This is a genomic window from Marivita sp. (genome assembly GCF_965656765.1).
In the GTDB taxonomy this organism is placed as follows: Bacteria; Pseudomonadota; Alphaproteobacteria; order Rhodobacterales; family Rhodobacteraceae; genus Marivita.
The window spans coordinates 20,995-40,337 of record NZ_CBFHLV010000025.1 but is presented as its reverse complement, the minus strand read 5'-3'; the positions used below and the strand labels follow the sequence as shown (position 1 = coordinate 40,337).

Here is a 19,343-nt window from a genome sequence, read left to right as displayed (position 1 = left end):
TACAACGCAGAGCTCACGGCTAAAATAGCCGCTGAGTGACGAACTCCAACATCTCCGGAAAACCCGGTCTGGTTCAGCCCGATCCAAGAGCCGCCGCACACCATCATTTAAGGCGATGTCAGAAGAGGGGGCATTGCTGATGTGGTGATGCGCACAGTATCACGGGGAAACACGTCTGTGTATCTCGTTGCCATGCCCCCACACTCACGTGGTGGCCTTAGAACCGAAAACTGCAGGCACGACTAGGATCAACCAACTTGGCAATGCCGATCAAATAAATTCAAAGTGAATATTCGCTGCGATGGCGACCAAGGCCAGGCCGCCGCTCCAGGCTAAGAGCTTACGAACACCCGGATTTCGAGCAACGCCTTGCGACAATCTCGCACCCAGCCAAGCCACTGTGATATCCGACGGTATGGCGGTTAGAGGGACGAGGCTTCCGAGAATGACGAGCTGCCATTGTAATGCGGAACCTGCAAGGTTTGGATCGACAAAGGGCGGTAGAAAGAGGGCAAAAAATAGCACGGTCTTTGGATTGAGCAGTTCGACCCACATGCCTTGCCAGACAATCTGCCAGAAGGATTGCCGTGCCGATGGTGTATCTGTGACGCTCAGATCGAGCGTTATATATGCATCCCTGATCAGTCTGTAGCCGAGGTACACCAAGTATACAGAACCGATGAGACGCAGACCCGTCATCAACCATTCGAATTGGCGAAACAGAGCCGCCAAGCCAAAGGCAGTTGCGATGGCGAGGAGAATACCGCCAAGGCCAAGCCCCAATGCCGAGGCATATCCTGCCGCGCGACTCTGACCAGCACTACGAGACAGAACGTACAGCATCGACGGGCCTGGTGTTGCGCTGAGCACAAGTCCCGCCAGAGAAACGGCAAACATGGTTTCAAGGTTGGGCATGGGATGATCAGGTCTTGTTTTTTAGTCTTTGCTCGAACGGATTGTCGATTTGAAGCGCCGGGGCATCGCATCCAGTCTTTCCAGTGTCTTTTGTCATCAAGGCTTTGAGATATGGAAAATCGCGAATGAGCATCCGCTCTAAATGCGTGCCTGCAGCGAAGGGCGCATAGCGCGGCGGCGAAGACTTCGAGACAAGCTGTGGAAAGGGCTCAATGATCGTGTCATGGTTTGCGGCCACAAAATAGGGCAGGGAGAACCGCTCCGGGCGCAGGTTCAAAACGCGGTGTGGTGTCGAGCGCAACCGACCATTTGTCCAAGCCTCCATCATGTCTCCGATATTCACAACCAGTGCACTTGGGTCCACGGGAACATCGATCCAGATGTCGTCCTGTGCCAAGATCTGAAGGCCTTTGTTCCGTGTGTGCAGTAGTGTCAAACATTCATAATCCGTGTGCGCCCCCATATTCACGGATTTGATATCAGTCACTGATGCTCCACGGACATAATGCAGAAGCCGCAATTGCGAAATCGGCTTGGTCATATTCTGCGTCATGGCACCCTGTGGTAAATCCAGATAGCGCTCCAGCGATGAGCAGATCAATCGGCCAAGATACGCGACCTCATCATAGTAGCGTCCAACCGTTTCCTGAAATCCGGTAAGGTCCGGCCAGTTATTTGGACCAAGAACACGATTGCCAGCAAGAAAATCAGGATCGTCTGGCGGCAGATCAAGCCCAAGATCGAACGCTTCGTAGCTTCGGTGTACTTCGTCCGGATAATCGCCTTTCTCCGAAAACGGCACATAGCCTCGATGATTGGGGCTGGCACCGATATAACAACGCATCTTGATGTCTTCGGATTGCGAAAAGAACTCGTCGGCTGCCGCGTAGACGGATTCGATAAGTTTCAAAGGAATTCCATGATCACAGATCCGAAAGAACCCAAACTGTTCACTGGCTCTCCCGATCTCCCCGGCGATAATTTCTTTCGCTTTGGCGCTGCCCGATCTCAGGCCCGCGACGCTGATCAAAGGCAATACATGTTCGCCTTGCTGAATGTCGGAGAACATTGTCATGAGACCCCTCCAAGTACATCTTTGCTCTCGCGTAGACGGCTATTGAGATGAATTTGGCTGTGTTTTTGCCGGGAAATACAGCTCCAAGACTGTTCCACCGGACGGATCACAAGCGGCCCTGACTCCGCCACCGGATTGAGACATAAAGCCTTGGACAGTCGAGAGACCCATGCCCCTACCAGCACCGGATTGCTTCGTGGAGAAGAAGGGGTCGAACATCTGCTGGAGTTGCTGAGGTGAGATCCCATTGCCCGTGTCCGTCACCCTTACTAGCACGTAGAGGTTAGGGATAAGATCCCTCGGAAGTGCTGCTTGAGACATCGTGCTGTGGCCGACGAGATCTGTTGCAACTGTCAATGCCCCTCCGTTGGGCATCGCCTCGACCGCGTTGGTAATCACTGCATGGATTGCGGATTTCGCTCCCGCGAGATCCGTCATGACCACAAGATCGATTGGCGACAAATCAAGGTTCAGGGTCACTTCGCGTGGAACGACCGACAGAGCACAGATGTCTTCAACCAACCGGTTCATATCGGTTTCAACAGGCGTCAGTTTTGACCTCTGACCGTATGCCAGCAAGTCTGAAACAAGTTTTACCGCGTTGTTTGAGGCAAGACTTGCTTCTTTGAGGAATCTACGGCTGCTCGGTTCTTTGAAGTAAGCTTCAATCAGCTCAAGGTTGCCAGAGATGACCGTCAGTAGGTTGTTGAAATCATGCGCCAATCGACCAGTGAGTTGCCCGAGGCCTTGACGTTGGCGAGCTTCGTGAAGCTCGGCTTCCACGGCCTTTCGGCTGCAGATTTCCTCTGACAGCTTGGCATGCGTTCTGACCAGATCAGCATAACGTTGCTGCGATCGTTGGGCCTCGTGAAGCAGCTCGAGTTTTGCACTCGTCATAGCAGCCACTGTTGTGAGTATCTCCAACTCGGCAGCACCAAAAGCATGTGCGTCTGGATGTTCGCTGTCGATTACACCGACAACTTTACCTTTCGACAGGAGCGGCACGCAGATTTCAGATCGGGCGGGTTGTGCATCCTCAATATAGTTCGCATTGAGCAGCAAATCATCGACGATAGTCGGGGCCGCTGTCTGTGCTGTCTTTCCCGTAATGCCTTTCCCAAATGGGATCACAAGCGGATTGACGATCGTACGGCCGTGCGGGTTCTTGTCGCCAAGTGCGGCCACTTGTGTGAGTTCTCCAGCTTCCGGGTCGGCTGTGTAGATGACGCAGTCAACAAATCCCAATCTGCCAACCACGTTGCGTGCGACGTACCAGAACAGATCGGTCGCATTCGGGATCCCAATCAGGTCAACCGCGAACTCGTTTAATGTCCGGAGTACATTTGGGTTCTGGTCAGTAGGAAAGGCCTTCAACACTGAATTCGCGGCATTGTTCACGGGATCGTCCTTCGATGCTTGCACGGAAAAGTTGTACCGAGTTTGCATCAAAAGACAAGATCAGCTTGGAACTTTTGGAGCGAAGTCTCGCGGCAGCCTTATGTGAAGCAATTCCCGCCATCAAAGCACATCCAATATTGGACGCCAGATCACCGTGCTCAAATCAAAAAATATGCACGTCTGCCGACGTTCGCTGTGTGGCGCTCCAAGGACGATTTGTCCCATAATGCTGCCGTCCATTTCTGAGAAAGGATCGCACCATCAAACCGTGGGATCAAACACCTAGTGTTCTGCGTCTGACATAAGATACCCGATTGGTGCAGTGTATCAGACATCGCTAAAACATACCTAAAAATATGTCAGATGTCGGCTAGGAGCACTATCTCGGTCGTTGCTTCAGGCCGCAACATTCGTCGCCAACGGTGGAGAGCGACGAACATTCGTTGACTTGTATCGCGCTTTGCTCACCGTTGCGGGACCCGGAGCAAGAAGGCATATTGCAACTTACGTGGATTGACACACGCTGACGGCTCACATGCGAAATGACAGGAACGACTATGAACGCAACGATGAAGGATGTGGCCGAATTGGCTGGCGTTTCGCGGTCTGCCGTATCGCGAACCTTTACCGAAGGAGCATCTGTTTCTGCGGCCACACGGCTCAAGGTTGAAGAGGCGGCACAGACCCTCGGGTATAGCCCAAATGCACTGGCCTCATCGCTCACCACTGGCCGCACCAAGTTGATTGGGCTTATCGCCAACAACTTTCAGAACCCAATCTTTCTGGAGGTCTTCGACAAGTTCACCCGTGCTTTACAGGAGCGCGGATTGCGCCCATTGATCGTCAACCTGACCGATGAAACCGATCCGGCTAATTCAGTGCGGATGTTGCAGCAATACTCGGTCGATGCCGTGATTGTCGCGTCATCGACGTTGCCACCTAGCTTTGCAAAGGCTTTTCACGATGCCGGCGTGCCCGTTGTTCATACCTTTGGGCGCCCCTCTAGCTTACCAGAAGTGCATGTTGTGGGCATCGACAACGTCGAATGCGGGCGCATCGCTGCGCGGGAACTTATGGCGCGGGGATATCGGCAGCTGGGGTATCTGGGCGGGCCCGAACATGCGACCTCGGCGCAGGACCGTTTGCAAGGGTTTGAGGAAGAGATTTCTAAACAGAGTGACGTCACTCTGACGAAAGCGTTTTCTGGCGCTTACTCGTTCGACGCTGGGCGTGTTGAAATGCTCAGGCAGTTAGCGGGCCAATCCGCAGAGGCCTATTTTTGCGGCGATGATGTACTATCCATTGGCGCGCTTTCCGCGCTAAGGGATCACGGGTTGGAGCCAGGCCGGGATATCGGAATCATCGGTCTCAACGATATGAAGATGGCGTGCTGGGAGAGTATTAATCTGACAACGATACATCAGCCGATTGAGCTTATGATCGCCGCTTCGGTCGATCTGGTCGAAGGTATGCTGTTAGAGCCTGACCGCTATCCCGAAGCGCGCATATTTCCTTGCAAGGTTGTCGAGCGCGGCACGCTTCGGCACACACCTGAAGCTTAGCGAAACATCGGTGGGCGAGCGTCCTGCCACGCCCCATCACTTTTTGCAGATGCAACAGCGGAGTGAACCGCCGCGATGGATCGAACGCCGTCTGCAGCATTTGGCAGCCCATCACGCTTTTCGCCCCGGATCGCGTCGGCCAGATCGCAGTAGATATTAGCCACAGCTAGGGGGAAACCCTCCGGGTGGGCGATGGCCACGCGGCTCAGGCGCTCTGCATCTGCATGCAGACCGCCTTCACCTTTCTCGATGATCTGTGTACGCCCGCCTACGGGAGTGTAAATAAGCTGGTTTGGTTGCTCGGAGGCCCACCGCAAACCGCCGGTTTCACCAAAGACCTGGATGTCGAAGCCATGCTGGCGACCGATGGCAACGGAAGAGGTCCAAAGCCGCCCGACTGTTCCGTTCTCCATGCGGAAGTTGACCATGGCGTCGTCCTCAAGCACGCGCGAGGGGATCGTCGAGGCCATGTCTGCGGACAGCCGTTCGACCTGATCGTCGCAGATGAAACTGGCCATATGTAGGGCGTGAATGCCACAATCGGCAAATTGGCCAGATACACCCGCCATCGCGGGATCATAGCGCCAGCGCACGCGCGGGTTGTCGGCGTCCGTGGCATCGCCGTGGTGTCCGTGAGAGAAATTGGTCACGACAAGACGGACTTTGCCAATCTCGCCAGCGCGCACCATTGCGCGGGCCTGACGGATCATTGGATAGGCCGAGTAGCAATAGTTCACGGCGCAAATCTTGCCAGAGGCTTCGGCGACGCGCACGATCTCTTCGCCTTCTTCGACGCTCATGGTCATGGGCTTTTCGCACAGCACATTGAACCCAGCTTCGAGGAAGGTTTTGGTGATCTCGAAATGGGTCGAGTTGGGTGTGGCGACGGTCACCAGATCGACGCGATCTGTACGATCTTTCTCGCCCTCTAGCATCTCTTGCCAGTTGCCATAAGCGCGGTCTTCGGCGACGCCGAGGCGTTGGGCATAGTCACGGCCGACATCTGCACGATGATCGAGCGCTCCTGCGGCGAATTCAAAAAGCCCATCCGCCTGTGCCCCCAATCGATGCGCTGGTCCGATCTGGCTGCCTTCACCGCCACCGATCATGCCCCATTTCAATTTTGCCATTCTCTGATGTCCTTAGAAAGAAGTAATGTCGCGCCACGATTTGCTACTTGAAGAGGCATGCGCCGCCGCGATAATCCGGTTGACCTCGTGCCCGTCCGCAAAGGTCGGCCAGACCGACTGGCCTGTTTCGATAGCCTTGAGGAAATCGCGGGCCTCGATGATGATCTGATCCTGATAGCCGGTACCATGTCCTGGCCCCTGACAGAACGGCTCATAATCGGGATGAGCGGGGCCTGTCAGGATCTTGGTAAAGCCGCGTTCCGCTTCTGGCCCCACCATCCGGTAAAGCCAGAGCGCGTTCTGGTCTTCCTGATCAAACCGGATCGCGCCTTTCGTGCCAGTGATCTCATAAGCGTAGCCCATCTTGCGCCCCGTCGCGACACGGCTGAAGAACAAATGCCCCATGGCACCGCGCGCAAATCGGACCATCATCTGGCCTTGATCATCATTGTTGACCGTGCCGCCGGGCCGGGTGCTGTGGACTGTTTCGATTTCAGCAAGAATGGACTGAAACGGCCCGACCAGCGCCAGGGCCCCATTGATCATATGGGGGGCCAGATCGCCCATCGTGCCATTGGCCTGCCCGTCGGTGCGCCAATTTGCGGGCGTTTCAGGGTCAGCAAGGAAGTCTTCTGTATGTTCACCGCGAAACCATGTGATGTCACCAATGGCCCCATCTTCGATCAGCTGCCGCGCATAGTGGCTGGCGGGTGTGCGGATGTAGTTGAAACCAACCATGTTGGGCTGGCCGGACGCCTCAGCTGCGGCGACCATTGCAGCACTGTCCTCCAAAGACGCGCCCAAGGGCTTTTCGCAAAAGACAGGTTTGCCAAGTTCAAAGGCGGCCTCGGCAATGGCGCGGTGGGTCGATTGTGGTGACGCGATCACGATGGCATCGACGTTTTGGTCCGAGACGAGCACATGCCAATCTGCCGTGGCGCGCGCAAATCCATAGGACTTGCGGTAACGCTCTGCGCTGGTCTCGCTAGAGGCGCAGATCATTTCCAGCCGGGGGCGCAGGGCCGTATCAAAGACCGCACCAACAGACGCCATGGCGACGGCATGTGCCTTGCCCATATAGCCGCCACCGATGATCCCAATTCTGATCTCGGACATTCTCTTCCCCCGACAATGGTCTTTGCAACCGGTTGCAAAATCGCTATCTTAGGATTCGGTTTCGCGCAAGACTATATCGCGATTTGGCTTCAGCGTGCGCAAGCTAAGGGGGGAGTATGAGCCATTTGATCGAGGGGATTAAGGGCAACCGCTTTGCGGTGTTTGGCCGTGCGGGCGTGGATATGTTCGCCGATCCCATTGGCACAAAAAGCGAGCACGCTGACACCTTTCGCGCGGACCTTGGCGGGTCGTCTGCGAATATCTGCGCGGGGCTGGTCAAGCTGGGCAGCGAGGCCGCCTTGATCACCTCTGTATCCGATGATGCGGTGGGACGGTTTGCTTTGAACCGGCTGGCCAAGTACGGCGTCGACATCTCTAATATCCAACTTCTGGGTGGCGAATATCGGACCTCTCTGGCGCTCTACGAAAGCGTCATGGACGATTTCCAGAATGTGATCTACCGCAACGGGGCGGTAGATTTTCAGGTCACCCAAAACGACGTGGACCGGGTCGACTACACGCGGCACAGCGCGCTCATTACCGCAGGCACTGTCTTTGCGGCAGAGCCATCGCGCAGCGCCACCTTTCGCGCATTTGAGAACGCCCGCGCTGCGGGCCTCCCGGTCATCTTCGACGTGGATTACCGCCCCTATAGCTGGCCTTCGGCCGACGTTGCCTCCGAGGTGCTGAGCAGGGCTGGCGCCGAAAGCGATCTGATCGTTGGCAATGACGAAGAGTTCGGGTTCATGGCTGGTGGCATGGACAAGGGTCTTGATAAGGCACGTGAGCTGGCTGGACAGGGAAAATTGGTCATCTACAAGATGGGCGAGAAGGGTGCCGTTGTTCTGGCAGACGGCCGTGAAGTACGTACGGGCATTTATCCGGTCGAGGCGATCAAGCCCGTCGGCGCGGGTGATAGTTTCATGGCCGGTCTTCTGGCATCCATTGCGGCGGGCTATGACCTGCAAGAGGCTGTCATGCGGGGCTCTGCCTGCGCCTCCATCGTTGTGAGCAAGCCCGGCTGCGCGCCTGCAATGCCAACGACAGAGGAACTCAACTCCTTCCTTGCCGATCATCCCGGCCCAACTAAGGCCTGAAAGGACAGAAGATGCATATCGCGCCGTTTGACAACCAGAACAAACCCATCGTCGATGTGGATGATAGCACCGTCCCACTGAACTATTTTAACATCGTGAAACTGCGCAAAGGCGAGGCGTTTGAATATCAAGTGCCGGGCTACGAGACCTGTATCGTGCCCGCGACAGGCAGCATTGATGTCGAGGTGGAAGGTGTGAGTTTCGCCGATCTTGGCGGGCGCGGTGTGGATGTCTGGGACGGTGAACCGCAAGGGGTTTATGTGCCCGTTGGGGCCAGGGTCACACTGGTTTGCACGTCCGAGGCCACCGAAACCTTTATCGCAGGTGCTCGTTACGAAAAGGTGCTCGACCCCTTTGATGTTCGCGACCATGATCTGGTGCAGTACGGCTCTGACGACACCAAAACCCATCGTAAGATCAAACATATTCTGGGCCAAAAACAGCACGACAAGGTCGGCCGCCTTCTGGTGAGCGAGCTGTTCACCGTTGGTCAGGGTGGCTGGTCTGGGTTCCCCAGTCATAAGCACGACACCAACCGACTTCCTGACGAGACGCGCCACGACGAAACTTACAATTTCCGGTTCAAGCCGAATCATGGATCCGGTCTGCAAATGCTCCAACGCGAAGACGGCCAGCCGGGGGATGCTTATCACATTGTGGATGGGGCCACGATCTGCATCGACAACGGGTATCATCCCTGCGCAGTGCTGCCGGGCTATGAGATGTATTACTTCACGATTCTCGGCGGCCTGACCCAGCGGTCGCTGGTGCAGTACTTCCAACCCAGCCACGCCTATCAGATCGAAACGATCCCGGGCATTAAAGACATGATTGCAAAGTTCAAATGACGCTTGTGACTCTGAAAGACGTGCTTCAGCCTGCGCTGGCGCAAGGTTACGCCGTAGGCGGTTTGGTCACCTTGGGGTGGGAAGACATGCGCGCTTATGTGGCCGCCGCAGAGGCTGAGAACGCCCCGGTGATCCTGCAGGCGGGTCCCTCTTGCCGCGCGCACACGCCGCTCCCTGTTCTGGGCAAGATGTTCCGGCATTTGGCCGAAGAGGCCAGCGTACCTGTCGTCGCGCATCTTGATCACGGCTATACGTTTGAGGAATGCAAAGAGGCGCTCGACAGTGGGTTCACGTCGATCATGTTCGACGGCTCGCGCAAGCCCTTGCAGCAGAACATTGACGAAACTGCTGCAATTGCTGAGATGGCCCATGCCGCAGGAATTTCATGCGAAGGGGAGATCGGGTTCGTGGGCTATTCAGGCGGGGAAGGCTCTGCTGGTACAGACCCGGAGGAGGCCGCCACTTTTGCCCGAGAGAGCGGCGTGGATGCCATGGCGATATCGGTGGGCAACGTGCACTTGCAGCAGGATAAGGAAGGTGGTCTCGACGAGGCCCGGATCGCGGCCATTGTGGCGCTGACTGAGGTGCCGCTTGTGATTCATGGCGGCTCTGGTGTGCCGGTCGAACAGCGCGCGCGACTCGCGCGGCAGACGTCGATTTGCAAGTTCAATATCGGGACGGAATTGCGCATGGCCTTTGGGGCGGCTTTGCGCGAGGCGGTCAACAGCGACCCTGACCGCTTTGACCGCGTTCAGCTCCTCCGAGAAACGCATGCCCCCCTTGTCGCGGCCAGCCGCGAGGTCATTCGCACCTTCGGGGCACCCCCGCAGCGTTAGAGCGTGAAGGCTGCGCGGAACGCTTCCAGCGCGGCCTCCGCGTCGCCCTTCGCAAAGGCTTCCATTCCGACAGGACCGTTGTAGCCCATGTCGGCAAGCGCCCTTGCAAGGCCGGGGTAGTTGATCTCACCGGTTCCTGGCTCGCAGCGGCCAGGGTTATCGGCCACCTGAATTTCGCCGATCCATGGCAGGCACTCTTCACACCAGCGGATCAGATCACCTTCACCGATCTGTGTGTGATAAAGATCAAGGTTGATGCGTAATCGCGGGCGGTCCACCGACGCGACCAGCGCCAGAACATCGGCCGTTGATCCGAAAGGGCAACCAGGGTGGTCCAATAGATTGAGGTTTTCGAGGGTAAAGACGACGTCTTCTTGCTCGGCTACATCACATATGCGGTTTAACGTGTCTTTGGCCTTGAGCCACATTGGTCCTGTCGTAATGTCGTGCTGCCAGATCGGGATACCTCCGTCGCCAAGGCCGGTGCCGTGCAGGTTCAGACGGTCAACGCCAAGGCGCTTACCGACCCGCGCTGTTTCGCGCGCTGAAGCGAGCAACGTCTCTGCTCCGTCCTCATCGGCGAGGCGACCCTCAAGATAGCCGTTCATGATCGTGTAGTTGGCCCTGACCGCCTCAAGTTTGGCGAGATCATGGTCCGGCCAGTTCCACAGGCCAACACCAAAGCCCATCTCGGTCAGACGGGCTGCGCGCCACTCTATTGGCTTATCCTGCCAGAGCATCTCTGCGCAGGCTGCGAGCTGAAAAGGCTGTGTCATTCTAAAACCCTATGTAGACCCTGTTTCACCTGTGAAATTTTGCGCGGAGCAGGCCCCTGCATCATTCGAAGCGAGGAACAACACCATCCGCGCTACGTAAACCGGGTCGGGCAGGCACTGTCTGTCTACCTGTTTGGTAAGTGCCTTCTCGGTTACCCAGAGTTCCTTCTGGCGCTCTGTCATGATCCAGCCGGGTACCACGGTGTTGACCCGGACGCGATGATCGCGCAGATCGCGGGCCATGGTTCGTGTCAGGCCATGAACTGCAGATTTTGACGTTGCAAAGGCTGGGAAATCGCCATCGGCTTTCCGCCAGCTGTTGGACCCAAGATTGACGATGGACCCGCCACCCGTCTCAATCATCGCAGTCGCGACCGATTGGATGGCGAAGAACATATGGCGTAGATTAGTCTGCATCCGGTCGTCCTAATAGTCAGGCGACACCTCGCACCCGTCATGGCGATCGTCGCGGGCGGCATGGTTGACGAGCACTTAATCGGGGTCAATCGCATCACTGTGGCTGTCGAGTGCTGTCCGCAACCCGTCAATGTCGCGCAGATCACACGCGGCAAATGCGTGGCCATCCCCCAACTCTTCTCTCAGTGCCTTACCACGCTCTGCGTCCATATCCACAAAGCCCACATGCGCGCCCTGTTCGGCAAAGGCCCGCATCGTTTGCGATCCGATGCCCGACGTCACGCCCTTGATGAAAACGCGCTTGTCGCGCAGGCTGGGGAAAGTGGCAAAATCGATCATGTTGCGTCTCTGTCCATAATCCACTGCACAGCCGGATCCGCCTGAAAACGCCACGTGCGCTTTGGTCCTGCCATGACGTTGAGATAGTACATTTCAAATCCGTAGGGGGCCGCACACGGGTGGTGTCCGCGCGGCACCAACACCACATCGCCATCCTTAACGGCCATTGTCTCGTCCAGACTGCCGTCCTCGGTATAGACCCGCTGAATGCCAAAGCCGGATTTGGGGTTCAGCCTGTGGTAATAGGTTTCCTCAAGATAGGTGATACGTGGGTAATCATCCTCGTCATGCCGGTGGCTGGGATAAGATGACCAGTGACCATCGGGTGTGAAGACCTCCGTCACCAGCAAGCTGTCGCAGTAATCTTCGGCCTCCATGGCGATGTTGTTTATGTAGCGGGTGTTCACACCGGTGCCCCGTTCGGTGAGTGTGATCCCATTGGGTCCGATGCGACGCGCTTCATGTCCCCCATGACCGGGAGCTGCGCAAACGGCGATCACGCAATCGGTTTCGGCAACAGCGCTCCAGTCCGTGCCATTAGGCAGGTAAAGGCAATGGGGTGGCGTTTTTTCAAACACATTCATCCGGTCCCCCAGCACGCCCCAATCACGGCCCGCACCTTTGATGTGGGCCTTTCCCTCAACCATCACCAGGATGACCTCGGTGTCGCCTGTGATCTCGGAAGCCGCCTCTCCGGGTTTCAGGTGGTAAAGGCCAAATCCGACATAGGACCAGCCTGCCGTTTCTGGCGTGATGTCGTGGACCTTGCCGGTATTGGTCTGTGGTCGGCGCAAAAGGTTGGGCATAGGTGCCTCCGAAAGGGAAAAGGCGCGCTGATCCGGCGCGCCCTTGATGGTGTCAGGACGCTTGGCGCACTTGCAAAGCATTGAGTGTTTGAGACAAGTCTGCCGCCGTCTGACCGGACTCCAGCGCTGCGCGCAGATGATCTGCCTGAGAGGCCGGTGCAAGCCCCCCCACCGGCGGATCGGTGTCGAGGTTGGTTGGGAAAGCATAGCCCTCGGCGCAGGCGGCCATGGCAGCGTGCGCGTCCGCCTCGCTGATACGCCCTGCGGCCCGAAGCTGAACCAACGCGGGCAAGATAACCTCTGCCATGGCCTGACGGTCGACGGTCTCCATGGCGCGACCAAAGGCTGACGAGATCTGCAGAAGGTTCACCATCCGGCTGATATCCGCGCTGCGGTTTTCGCCCGCCGCGTGAAACAAGGCAGGGTTGAAGAAGATTGCATCACCTTTCGAAAGGGGCAGCTGGATATAGCTGTTCTCGAAATAGGCCCGGTGATCGTCTTCGTGAAAACCAAGATAGCCGGGGCCATACAGCTGACTGAACGGCAAGAGCTTGGTTGGCCCGCTTTCAAGGGGCATTTCACAATGGGCAATCCCGCCCTGTAGCGTCAGCGTCGCTGTGACTTGATGGGCATGGATAGGGTAGCATGCGGCCTGATCTTGGGTCATGAACCCAAGGTGGTAGTCGCGATGGGCAGATTGCGCCTTGCCGCCCGGACGCACCTGATTGACCTGCGCGGTCATCTGGTAGTTCGGGCCAAGCCATGCCTCGCAGGCGGCCGCAATCGCGGTATTCCCAAAATAGAGAACAAAGCCTTCAGGGTCCTTCAGGCACTGCTTTTGCAGGGAATTCCAAATCCTGTCATTGGCACCACTGGCGGCGAAATGGTCACCCTTTCCGGCGTTGCCCGCACGCTCTTCCCTGATGATGTCGTTAAAGACATTCGAGGCGCGGTCGATCGGCGCTGTATCGGCATAGGCCCCCTTGAGGACGATCACACCAGATGAGCGCGCTAGCACCCAAGCCCATTCGGACAAAAGCGTGCGGCGTTTGGCCGGATCATCAAGATGGCCCCGAAGGACGTTCATATCGTAAATTGGCACGTTCTTTTCGACGGACGTGGCAAGGGGCACAGAGGCCCCGATGAGACTCTGGGACGTCAGCACCTTGAATTCATCAAGATCGCAAGACTCGCGATCGAAATAACCCATATATCCTAGCTGACGGTCTTCCATGATAGTCTCCTCGTTCATGGCTTTTATGTGCCCGGTGGGGGCGGTGAAATTATGTCGTAATCTCCAATCCGGCCGCATCGCAGACCTTGAGAATGTGTTCATAGCCCATCTTGGAAAACTCATAGGGTGGGGCCTTGGTCGGGTCTTGTTCGGCCTCCACCACGATCCAGCCGCTGTAATCCATGGCCTTCAGCGCATCGGCCACGGCCTGAAAATCAATGCAGCCATCGCCTGGCACGGTGAAAGCCCCGGCGACTACCGCATCCAGGAAGGACCGGTCGTTGGCCCGCACATCGGCTACCACATCGGGGCGGATATCTTTGAAATGCACATGATGCACGCGGTCTCCCCACCGTTTGAGCGTCGCCATCACATCACCGCCGCCGAACAGAAGATGGCCTGTGTCAAAACACAGTCGCAATTCGGGGCCGGACCCTTCCATCAGCCAATTCACGTCGTCTTCGCTCTCGACGATGGACCCCATATGATGGTGGTAGGCCATGGGCATGCCCTGATCGGCCATCCATTTGGCCAGCTCAGTCAGCTTGGCGCCGTATGCCTTCATGTCGTCGCGGCTCAAAACTGGGCGATTGTTCACGGGCACGCGTTGATCGCCCTGAATGGTGTTGGAACATTCCGCATAGACGATACAGGGGCTGTTGAGCGCGATGAACTGGTCCACTTGCTGCTGAACGGCGGCCTTTTCGGCCCCAAGGTCATTGACCAGCGACGCCCCCGAACACCATCCCCCACACAGCGCGATGTCGTATTTGTCAAGATAGGCGCGCAGACCTTCTGTGTCTTGCGGCATTCGCTGGCCCCGCTCGACGCCGATATAGCCAATCTCGCGGGCCTCTTGCAGAGCCTGTTCCATCGAGTAGGCGGCGGTGATTTCGGGCAGGTCGTCGTTCTGCCAGGCAATGGGCGATATGCCGATCTTGACGCTCATCCTTCGTTTCTTTCTTTCAAGGCAACCTCAAGTGCTGCGCGCTTTTCGTTGACGGAGGCCCGGGCCGAGACCTCAGGCACGCCCACTTCCCACCATGTGCCGCCGTACTCGGTGGACGCGTAGGGGTCTGTGTCGATAACAACGACATAGACGCCTTTGTGGTCATGACGTTTGGCCAACGCCTCTTCCAGTTCTGCGATTGAGCCAACCTTGACGGATTTGGCCCCCATAGATTCGGCGTGTTTGGCAAAGTCGATCGCAGAGTTTTCGCCGCCTATGGCGTGCTCCAAAAGGTTGTTAAACTCCGCCCCGCCAGTGCCCATTTGCAGCCGGTTGATGCAACCAAAGCCGCGGTTGTCGGTGACGACGACCGTGAAGCTGATGCCCATCATCACGGCTGTGGCCATTTCTGAATTGGCCATCATATAGGTGCCGTCGCCGGTAAAGCAGATCACGTCCGCGTCGGGATCGGCCATCTTGATGCCCATGGCCCCGGCGATTTCGTAGCCCATGCAAGAGAAGCCGTATTCCATGTGGTAGCTGCCGGGGCGGCCCGCCTTCCAGAGCTTGTGCAACTCGCCGGGCATGGTGCCGGCCGCACACATAGCGATGGTGTTGTCATGTGCGGCCCGTTGCACGGCGCCCACGACCTGCATATCCGTGGGCAGGGTGTTTGCGTCTTTCGGCGCGGCGGTCAGCGGATCGACCTTGGAGAACCAATCAGCCTTGGCTGCCGTTGCGTCCCCGGGGCAACGATGCGCGCCCAAGGCCGCGCTGAGTTGGCCGAGACCCCGTCGGGCGTCGGCCACCAAGGGGTCCGCCCCATGCTTGCCTGCGTCATAGGCCCCGACATTGAGACAGATCATCCTGCGGTTGGGGTTCTTGAACAGGCCCCAGCTTCCGGTTGTGAAATCCTGCAAGCGCGTGCCCACGGCAATAACCAGATCGGCGGTTTCACAGCGGTTGTTGGCAGGCTCTCCGCCCGTGACGCCGATCGGGCCGAGGTTCTGCGCGTGGTCCCATGGCAAGGCCGATTTGCCCGCTTGGGTTTCGGCCACTGGGATGTTGTGTGTTTCAACAAAGTCCTTGAGGGCCTCGGTCGCACCGGAATAGTGCACGCCGCCACCCGCGATAAGAACAGGGTTTTGCGCAGCCTTGATCGCGGCAACCGCACGGTCGAGTTCCACCTCATCGGCTCCAATGCGGCGCTGGCCCCAGATGCGGGGTTCAAAAAAGCTGACCGGATAGTCATAGGCCTCCGCCTGTGTGTCCTGACAAAAGGCCAGTGTCACCGGGCCACAATCCGCCGGGTCAGTGAGGTTGCGCATAGCGCGGGGCAGGGCGGTCAACAGGTGCTCGGGGCGTGAGATGCGGTCGAAATACCGGCTAACGGGTTTGAAGCAATCATTGGCGCTGGCGCAGCCATCAGTGAAGTCTTCCACCTGTTGCAAAACCGGGTCAGGGCCACGGGTGGCAAATACATCGCCGGGCACCAGTAAGACCGGCAGGCGGTTAGCATGGGCCAGCGCTGCGGCGGTCACCATGTTCGTGGCCCCCGGCCCGATAGAAGACGTCACCGCCATTGCCCGTTTGCGGACCGATTGCTTGGCATAGGCGATAGCGGCATGGGCCATGGTCTGTTCGTTGTGGCCTCGGTAGGTGGGCAGCACCTCACGGACGCCATAGAGCGCCTCGCCCAGACCGGCCACATTACCGTGTCCGAAAATGGCCCAGACGCCGGCGATAAAGGTCTCTCCATCCTCGGTCATCTGATTGCTAAGGTATTTTACCATCGCCTGTCCGGCGGTCAGCCTGATTGTCTTTCCCATGTCCATATCCTTTTGATGCCGGGCCGAGGGTGGTCCGCTGAACAAGTGATGTTTCTTGATACCGCTGGCAGGCGGCAGGGTGCGGCCTTACACTGTGCCGCCCAATGACCCTTCAAGCTGGGCCATCTCTTGCCCGCCGGCCATCATATCCTGCAACTGTTCCGGCGTGATTTCGCCACGCTTAGCAGTGCCCAAGGTCTTGCCTCGATTCAGAACCGTGAAACGATCACCCACGGCCAGCGCGTGCCGGACGTTGTGGCTGATAAAGACCACACCAATGCCCTGCTTGCGCACCTTGTCGATAGTGGCCAGCACGTTCGACGTTTGGCGGACACCCAGAGCAGATGTCGGCTCGTCCAAGATCAGGACCTTGGCCCCGAAGTAGACCGCACGGGCAATCGCAACGGTTTGGCGTTCGCCGCCCGAGAGCGTGCCAACTGCCTGATCCGGCCCGCGCAGGTTGATCCCCATCTCGCGCATCGCGGTCATGGTAACGTCGTTGGCCATTTTGGTGTCAAACTGCTTGAAGATGCCGCGTCCCTTTGTCGGTTCACGCCCCATAAAGAAGTTTCGCGTCACCGACATCAGCGGGATCATCGCAAGATCCTGAAAAACCGTTGCGATACCCGCTTCCATCGCGTCCCGCGGGGTCGAAAAGTTCATCGGTTTCCCGTCGAAAAGGATTTCACCCTTGGTTGGCTGGTGCACGCCCGACATCGTCTTGATGAACGTCGATTTCCCGGCACCGTTGTCGCCCAGCAGGCAGTGACATTCGCCGGGGCGGATGTCGAAGCTGACACCGGCCAGTGCAATGATGTTACCGAAGTGCTTTTCGATGTTCTTCATCTGCACGATTGGGGCGACGCTGTCGTCCACGTCGCCATGGTGGAATGTGCTATCGTCGGACATGTTAACGCTCCCCCGTGACGCGTTTGCGAATGGCGTTGTTGAACAGAACCGCGATCAAGAGCATCGCGCCAAGGAACACCTTGAACCAGTCGCCGTCGATATTGGTGTAGGTCAGACCAATGGTGACCATGCCAAAGATGATCGCACCGAAGAATGCGCCAATGGCCGACCCATAGCCACCAGTCAGCAAGCAGCCCCCGATCACGGCTGCGATGATGGCCTCGAATTCCTTCAGATCGCCTCGCTGGGCGTCCGTGGTGCCAAGGTTCAGCACCGTGATGATCGCCACAAGCGTCGCACAGCAGGCGGTGATCATGAACAATGTGATTTTCACGCGCGTCACTGGCACACCGGAATTCATGGCTGCATTCTTGTCGCCACCAGCCGCGAAGATCCAGTTCCCGAAAGGCGTCTTAAGCAATACAAATGTCGCCAGCAAAGCAACGGCGATAAACCAGAGGATCTCGATCGGGATGCCTTCGACCTTGGGCGTGCCATTGCGGAACGTCTCGACCCAGCCCTTTTCGGCGAGCCATGCAAACAGCCCGGTGAACGCGTCACCAGAGAAAATGGTCAGCAACCAGTTGCCTTCAACAGCATCGGTGATGCCGCGCAGCTGGGTAGAGCCGCCGGTGAAGAATTTGAGACCCACAAGGGACAGACCCCGCAGGATGAATAGGAAAGCGAGCGTCACGATAAAGGAAGGCAGTCCAGACCGCAGAACGATCGTTCCGTTGACCGCCCCTGCGCCGCAGGCCGCCACGAAGGCAAGCGGAATTGCTAGTTCCAGAGGTAGTCCGAAATTCACGATCATGACGCCAAACACCATGCCCGAGAAGGCGACCATGGAGCCGATGGACAGGTCAAATTCGCCGCCGATCATTAAGAGCGCCGCACCCACAGCCAGAATGCCAAGCTGGGCAGCCGGTTCCATGAAGTTGATGATCCCCGACAGGGTGAACATCGCGGAACTCGCAGTGAACAGAAAGAAGATCGTAACCAAAATGACACCTGCGATGGCGCCTAGCTCTGGTCGCTTCATAAGGCGCGACATAAGCGGCTCGGCCTTAATTCGCTCGTCTGCTACAGGGGTGGGGGCGGTGTCGCTCATAGGGTCCTCCGGTCGTCTTGGTAAAACGGCGCCACTCAGGCGCCGTTTCGAAGGTTTGTTTCAACGCAGTGACTTAGCGGATACCCTGTGCGGACAGCTCAATCACCTGTGCGGCCTTGTCGGACGTCACAAGGTTCGGGCCAGACGGCACGTCGCCACCCGGCATCAGGCCGTAATTGGCGTTGTTGGCAAGCATCACGACCGGCAGGTACCCCTGTAGGAACTGCTGCTGATCAATCGCAAAGGCAGCGTCGCCCGCAACGATGGATTCCAAGAACCCTGCAGACATGTCGAAGGTCGCAACATTTACGTCACGGCCAGAGTCCATGGCAGCAGCCAGCGCCGGCTCACCGGCCAGACCTGCACCCAGAGCCATTACAGTGTCGATGTCTTCGTTCGATGCCAGAGCGGCGGACACTTTAGATCCGATCTCGGTCGGGTCGTTCGATGTCGGCAGAACTTCGACAGAGCCACCGAAGCCTTCTTCGAAGCCAGAGCAGCGCAGATCAAGAGCGACGTTGCCCACTTCGTGGTTCACACAGATCGCGGATGTGCCGCCCATTTCGGCAAGTTTTTCACCAGCTGCGACGCCTGCGTCAAACTCGGACTGGCCCACGTGCAGGGACACGCCGAGACCTGCAGCCACGTCAGAACCGGAGTTCATGGAGATCACCGGGATACCGGCAGCAACGGCACGCTCAATCGACGGCCCAAGCGCATCTCCATCGGGGATCGAAACAACGAGACCGTCAGGCTCCTGATTCACGGCAGCGTCGATCAGCTGGGCCATGGCCACCATGTCAAAGGTTTCCGGTGCGCGGTATTCCACGTTTGCGCCGGTGTGCTCGGCTGCAAGGTCGACGCCATTCTTCACAACAGACCAGAACGGGTCGTTTGCCTGACCGTGGCTTACCACAATAATATCTTGTGCAAGTGCGGGCGACGCAACAGCAAGTGCAGCGGCAGCAACTGCGCCTTTCATAAACGTTTTCATTT

Annotated in this window: 17 protein-coding genes and 1 pseudogene; 4 read left to right on the top strand and 14 right to left on the bottom strand. The window is 57.6% G+C overall.

Going from position 1 to position 19,343, the window contains the following annotated elements; translation table 11 throughout:
• Positions 1-270: 270 nt before the first annotated feature.
• Genes ACTG4M_RS09140 through ACTG4M_RS09130 form a run of 3 tightly spaced genes read right to left on the bottom strand, consistent with a single transcriptional unit; the run spans position 271 to position 3,388 of the window.
• Complete coding sequence (locus tag ACTG4M_RS09140) at positions 271-915, bottom strand: LysE family translocator (RefSeq protein ID WP_439123338.1); 645 nt, start codon at positions 913-915, stop codon at positions 271-273.
• 7 nt (positions 916-922) lie between these two features.
• Positions 923-1,990 (bottom strand): isopenicillin N synthase family dioxygenase, encoded by a 1,068-nt coding sequence (locus ACTG4M_RS09135; RefSeq protein WP_439123337.1) that lies wholly within the window; start codon positions 1,988-1,990, stop codon positions 923-925.
• A gap of 39 nt (positions 1,991-2,029) precedes the next feature.
• Positions 2,030-3,388 carry an ATP-binding protein gene (locus tag ACTG4M_RS09130; RefSeq protein WP_439123336.1) on the bottom strand — a complete coding sequence of 453 codons (1,359 nt, stop codon included), beginning with the start codon at positions 3,386-3,388 and terminating at the stop codon, positions 2,030-2,032.
• Between the two features lie 557 nt (positions 3,389-3,945).
• Here ACTG4M_RS09130 and ACTG4M_RS09125 point away from each other — a divergent pair.
• Positions 3,946-4,950 carry a LacI family DNA-binding transcriptional regulator gene (locus tag ACTG4M_RS09125; RefSeq protein ID WP_439123341.1) on the top strand — a complete coding sequence of 335 codons (1,005 nt, stop codon included), beginning with the start codon at positions 3,946-3,948 and terminating at the stop codon, positions 4,948-4,950.
• Here the strand turns inward: ACTG4M_RS09125 and ACTG4M_RS09120 are convergent.
• The gene (locus ACTG4M_RS09120) at positions 4,947-6,080 is read right to left on the bottom strand and encodes a Gfo/Idh/MocA family protein (RefSeq protein ID WP_439123335.1); all 1,134 of its coding nucleotides are present in this window, start codon (positions 6,078-6,080) and stop codon (positions 4,947-4,949) included. The genes ACTG4M_RS09125 and ACTG4M_RS09120 overlap by 4 nt on opposite strands.
• 12 nt (positions 6,081-6,092) lie before the next feature.
• Positions 6,093-7,196, bottom strand: a complete 1,104-nt coding sequence (locus ACTG4M_RS09115; RefSeq protein WP_439123334.1) for a Gfo/Idh/MocA family protein — start codon at positions 7,194-7,196, stop codon at positions 6,093-6,095.
• A gap of 116 nt (positions 7,197-7,312) precedes the next feature.
• Here ACTG4M_RS09115 and iolC point away from each other — a divergent pair, with 116 nt between their 5' ends.
• Genes iolC through ACTG4M_RS09100 form a run of 3 tightly spaced genes read left to right on the top strand, consistent with a single transcriptional unit; the run spans position 7,313 to position 9,977 of the window.
• Positions 7,313-8,293 carry a 5-dehydro-2-deoxygluconokinase gene (gene iolC, locus ACTG4M_RS09110; protein ID WP_439123333.1) on the top strand — a complete coding sequence of 327 codons (981 nt, stop codon included), beginning with the start codon at positions 7,313-7,315 and terminating at the stop codon, positions 8,291-8,293.
• A gap of 11 nt (positions 8,294-8,304) precedes the next feature.
• Positions 8,305-9,141 carry a 5-deoxy-glucuronate isomerase gene (locus ACTG4M_RS09105; RefSeq protein WP_439123332.1) on the top strand — a complete coding sequence of 279 codons (837 nt, stop codon included), beginning with the start codon at positions 8,305-8,307 and terminating at the stop codon, positions 9,139-9,141.
• Positions 9,138-9,977: a class II fructose-bisphosphate aldolase gene (locus ACTG4M_RS09100; protein WP_439123331.1), complete on the top strand. Its 840-nt coding sequence runs from the start codon at positions 9,138-9,140 to the stop codon at positions 9,975-9,977. The genes ACTG4M_RS09105 and ACTG4M_RS09100 overlap by 4 nt, the downstream gene beginning before the upstream one ends.
• On the opposite strand, the gene ACTG4M_RS09095 is transcribed toward ACTG4M_RS09100, so the two are convergent.
• From ACTG4M_RS09095 to ACTG4M_RS09055, 9 genes and pseudogenes are all read right to left on the bottom strand, one after another.
• Positions 9,974-10,753, bottom strand: a complete 780-nt coding sequence (locus ACTG4M_RS09095) for a TIM barrel protein (protein WP_439123330.1) — start codon at positions 10,751-10,753, stop codon at positions 9,974-9,976. The two genes, ACTG4M_RS09100 and ACTG4M_RS09095, sit on opposite strands and share 4 nt — an antisense overlap.
• Before the next feature lie 9 nt (positions 10,754-10,762).
• Positions 10,763-11,509 (bottom strand): annotated as a pseudogene (locus tag ACTG4M_RS09090) (SDR family NAD(P)-dependent oxidoreductase).
• A complete protein-coding gene (iolB, locus tag ACTG4M_RS09085) occupies positions 11,506-12,315 on the bottom strand; it encodes a 5-deoxy-glucuronate isomerase (protein WP_439123329.1) in 810 nt (269 codons plus the stop codon). Before iolB ends, ACTG4M_RS09090 begins: the two are co-directional and overlap by 4 nt.
• Before the next feature lie 52 nt (positions 12,316-12,367).
• Positions 12,368-13,549, bottom strand: coding sequence for a phytanoyl-CoA dioxygenase family protein (locus tag ACTG4M_RS09080; RefSeq protein ID WP_439123328.1), 1,182 nt, complete (start codon positions 13,547-13,549; stop codon positions 12,368-12,370).
• A 49-nt stretch (positions 13,550-13,598) separates the two neighbouring features.
• On the bottom strand, positions 13,599-14,498 hold the full coding sequence (iolE, locus tag ACTG4M_RS09075; RefSeq protein WP_439123327.1) for a myo-inosose-2 dehydratase: 900 nt from the start codon (positions 14,496-14,498) through the stop codon (positions 13,599-13,601).
• Positions 14,495-16,327 (bottom strand): 3D-(3,5/4)-trihydroxycyclohexane-1,2-dione acylhydrolase (decyclizing), encoded by a 1,833-nt coding sequence (iolD, locus tag ACTG4M_RS09070; protein WP_439123326.1) that lies wholly within the window; start codon positions 16,325-16,327, stop codon positions 14,495-14,497. Before iolD ends, iolE begins: the two co-directional genes overlap by 4 nt.
• Positions 16,328-16,414: 87 nt before the next feature.
• Positions 16,415-17,236 (bottom strand): ATP-binding cassette domain-containing protein, encoded by an 822-nt coding sequence (locus tag ACTG4M_RS09065; RefSeq protein WP_439123325.1) that lies wholly within the window; start codon positions 17,234-17,236, stop codon positions 16,415-16,417.
• A 1-nt stretch (position 17,237) separates the two neighbouring features.
• On the bottom strand, positions 17,238-18,347 hold the full coding sequence (locus tag ACTG4M_RS09060; protein ID WP_439123324.1) for an ABC transporter permease: 1,110 nt from the start codon (positions 18,345-18,347) through the stop codon (positions 17,238-17,240).
• 73 nt (positions 18,348-18,420) lie between these two features.
• Positions 18,421-19,341 carry a sugar ABC transporter substrate-binding protein gene (locus ACTG4M_RS09055; protein ID WP_439123323.1) on the bottom strand — a complete coding sequence of 307 codons (921 nt, stop codon included), beginning with the start codon at positions 19,339-19,341 and terminating at the stop codon, positions 18,421-18,423.
• Positions 19,342-19,343 lie beyond the last annotated feature (2 nt).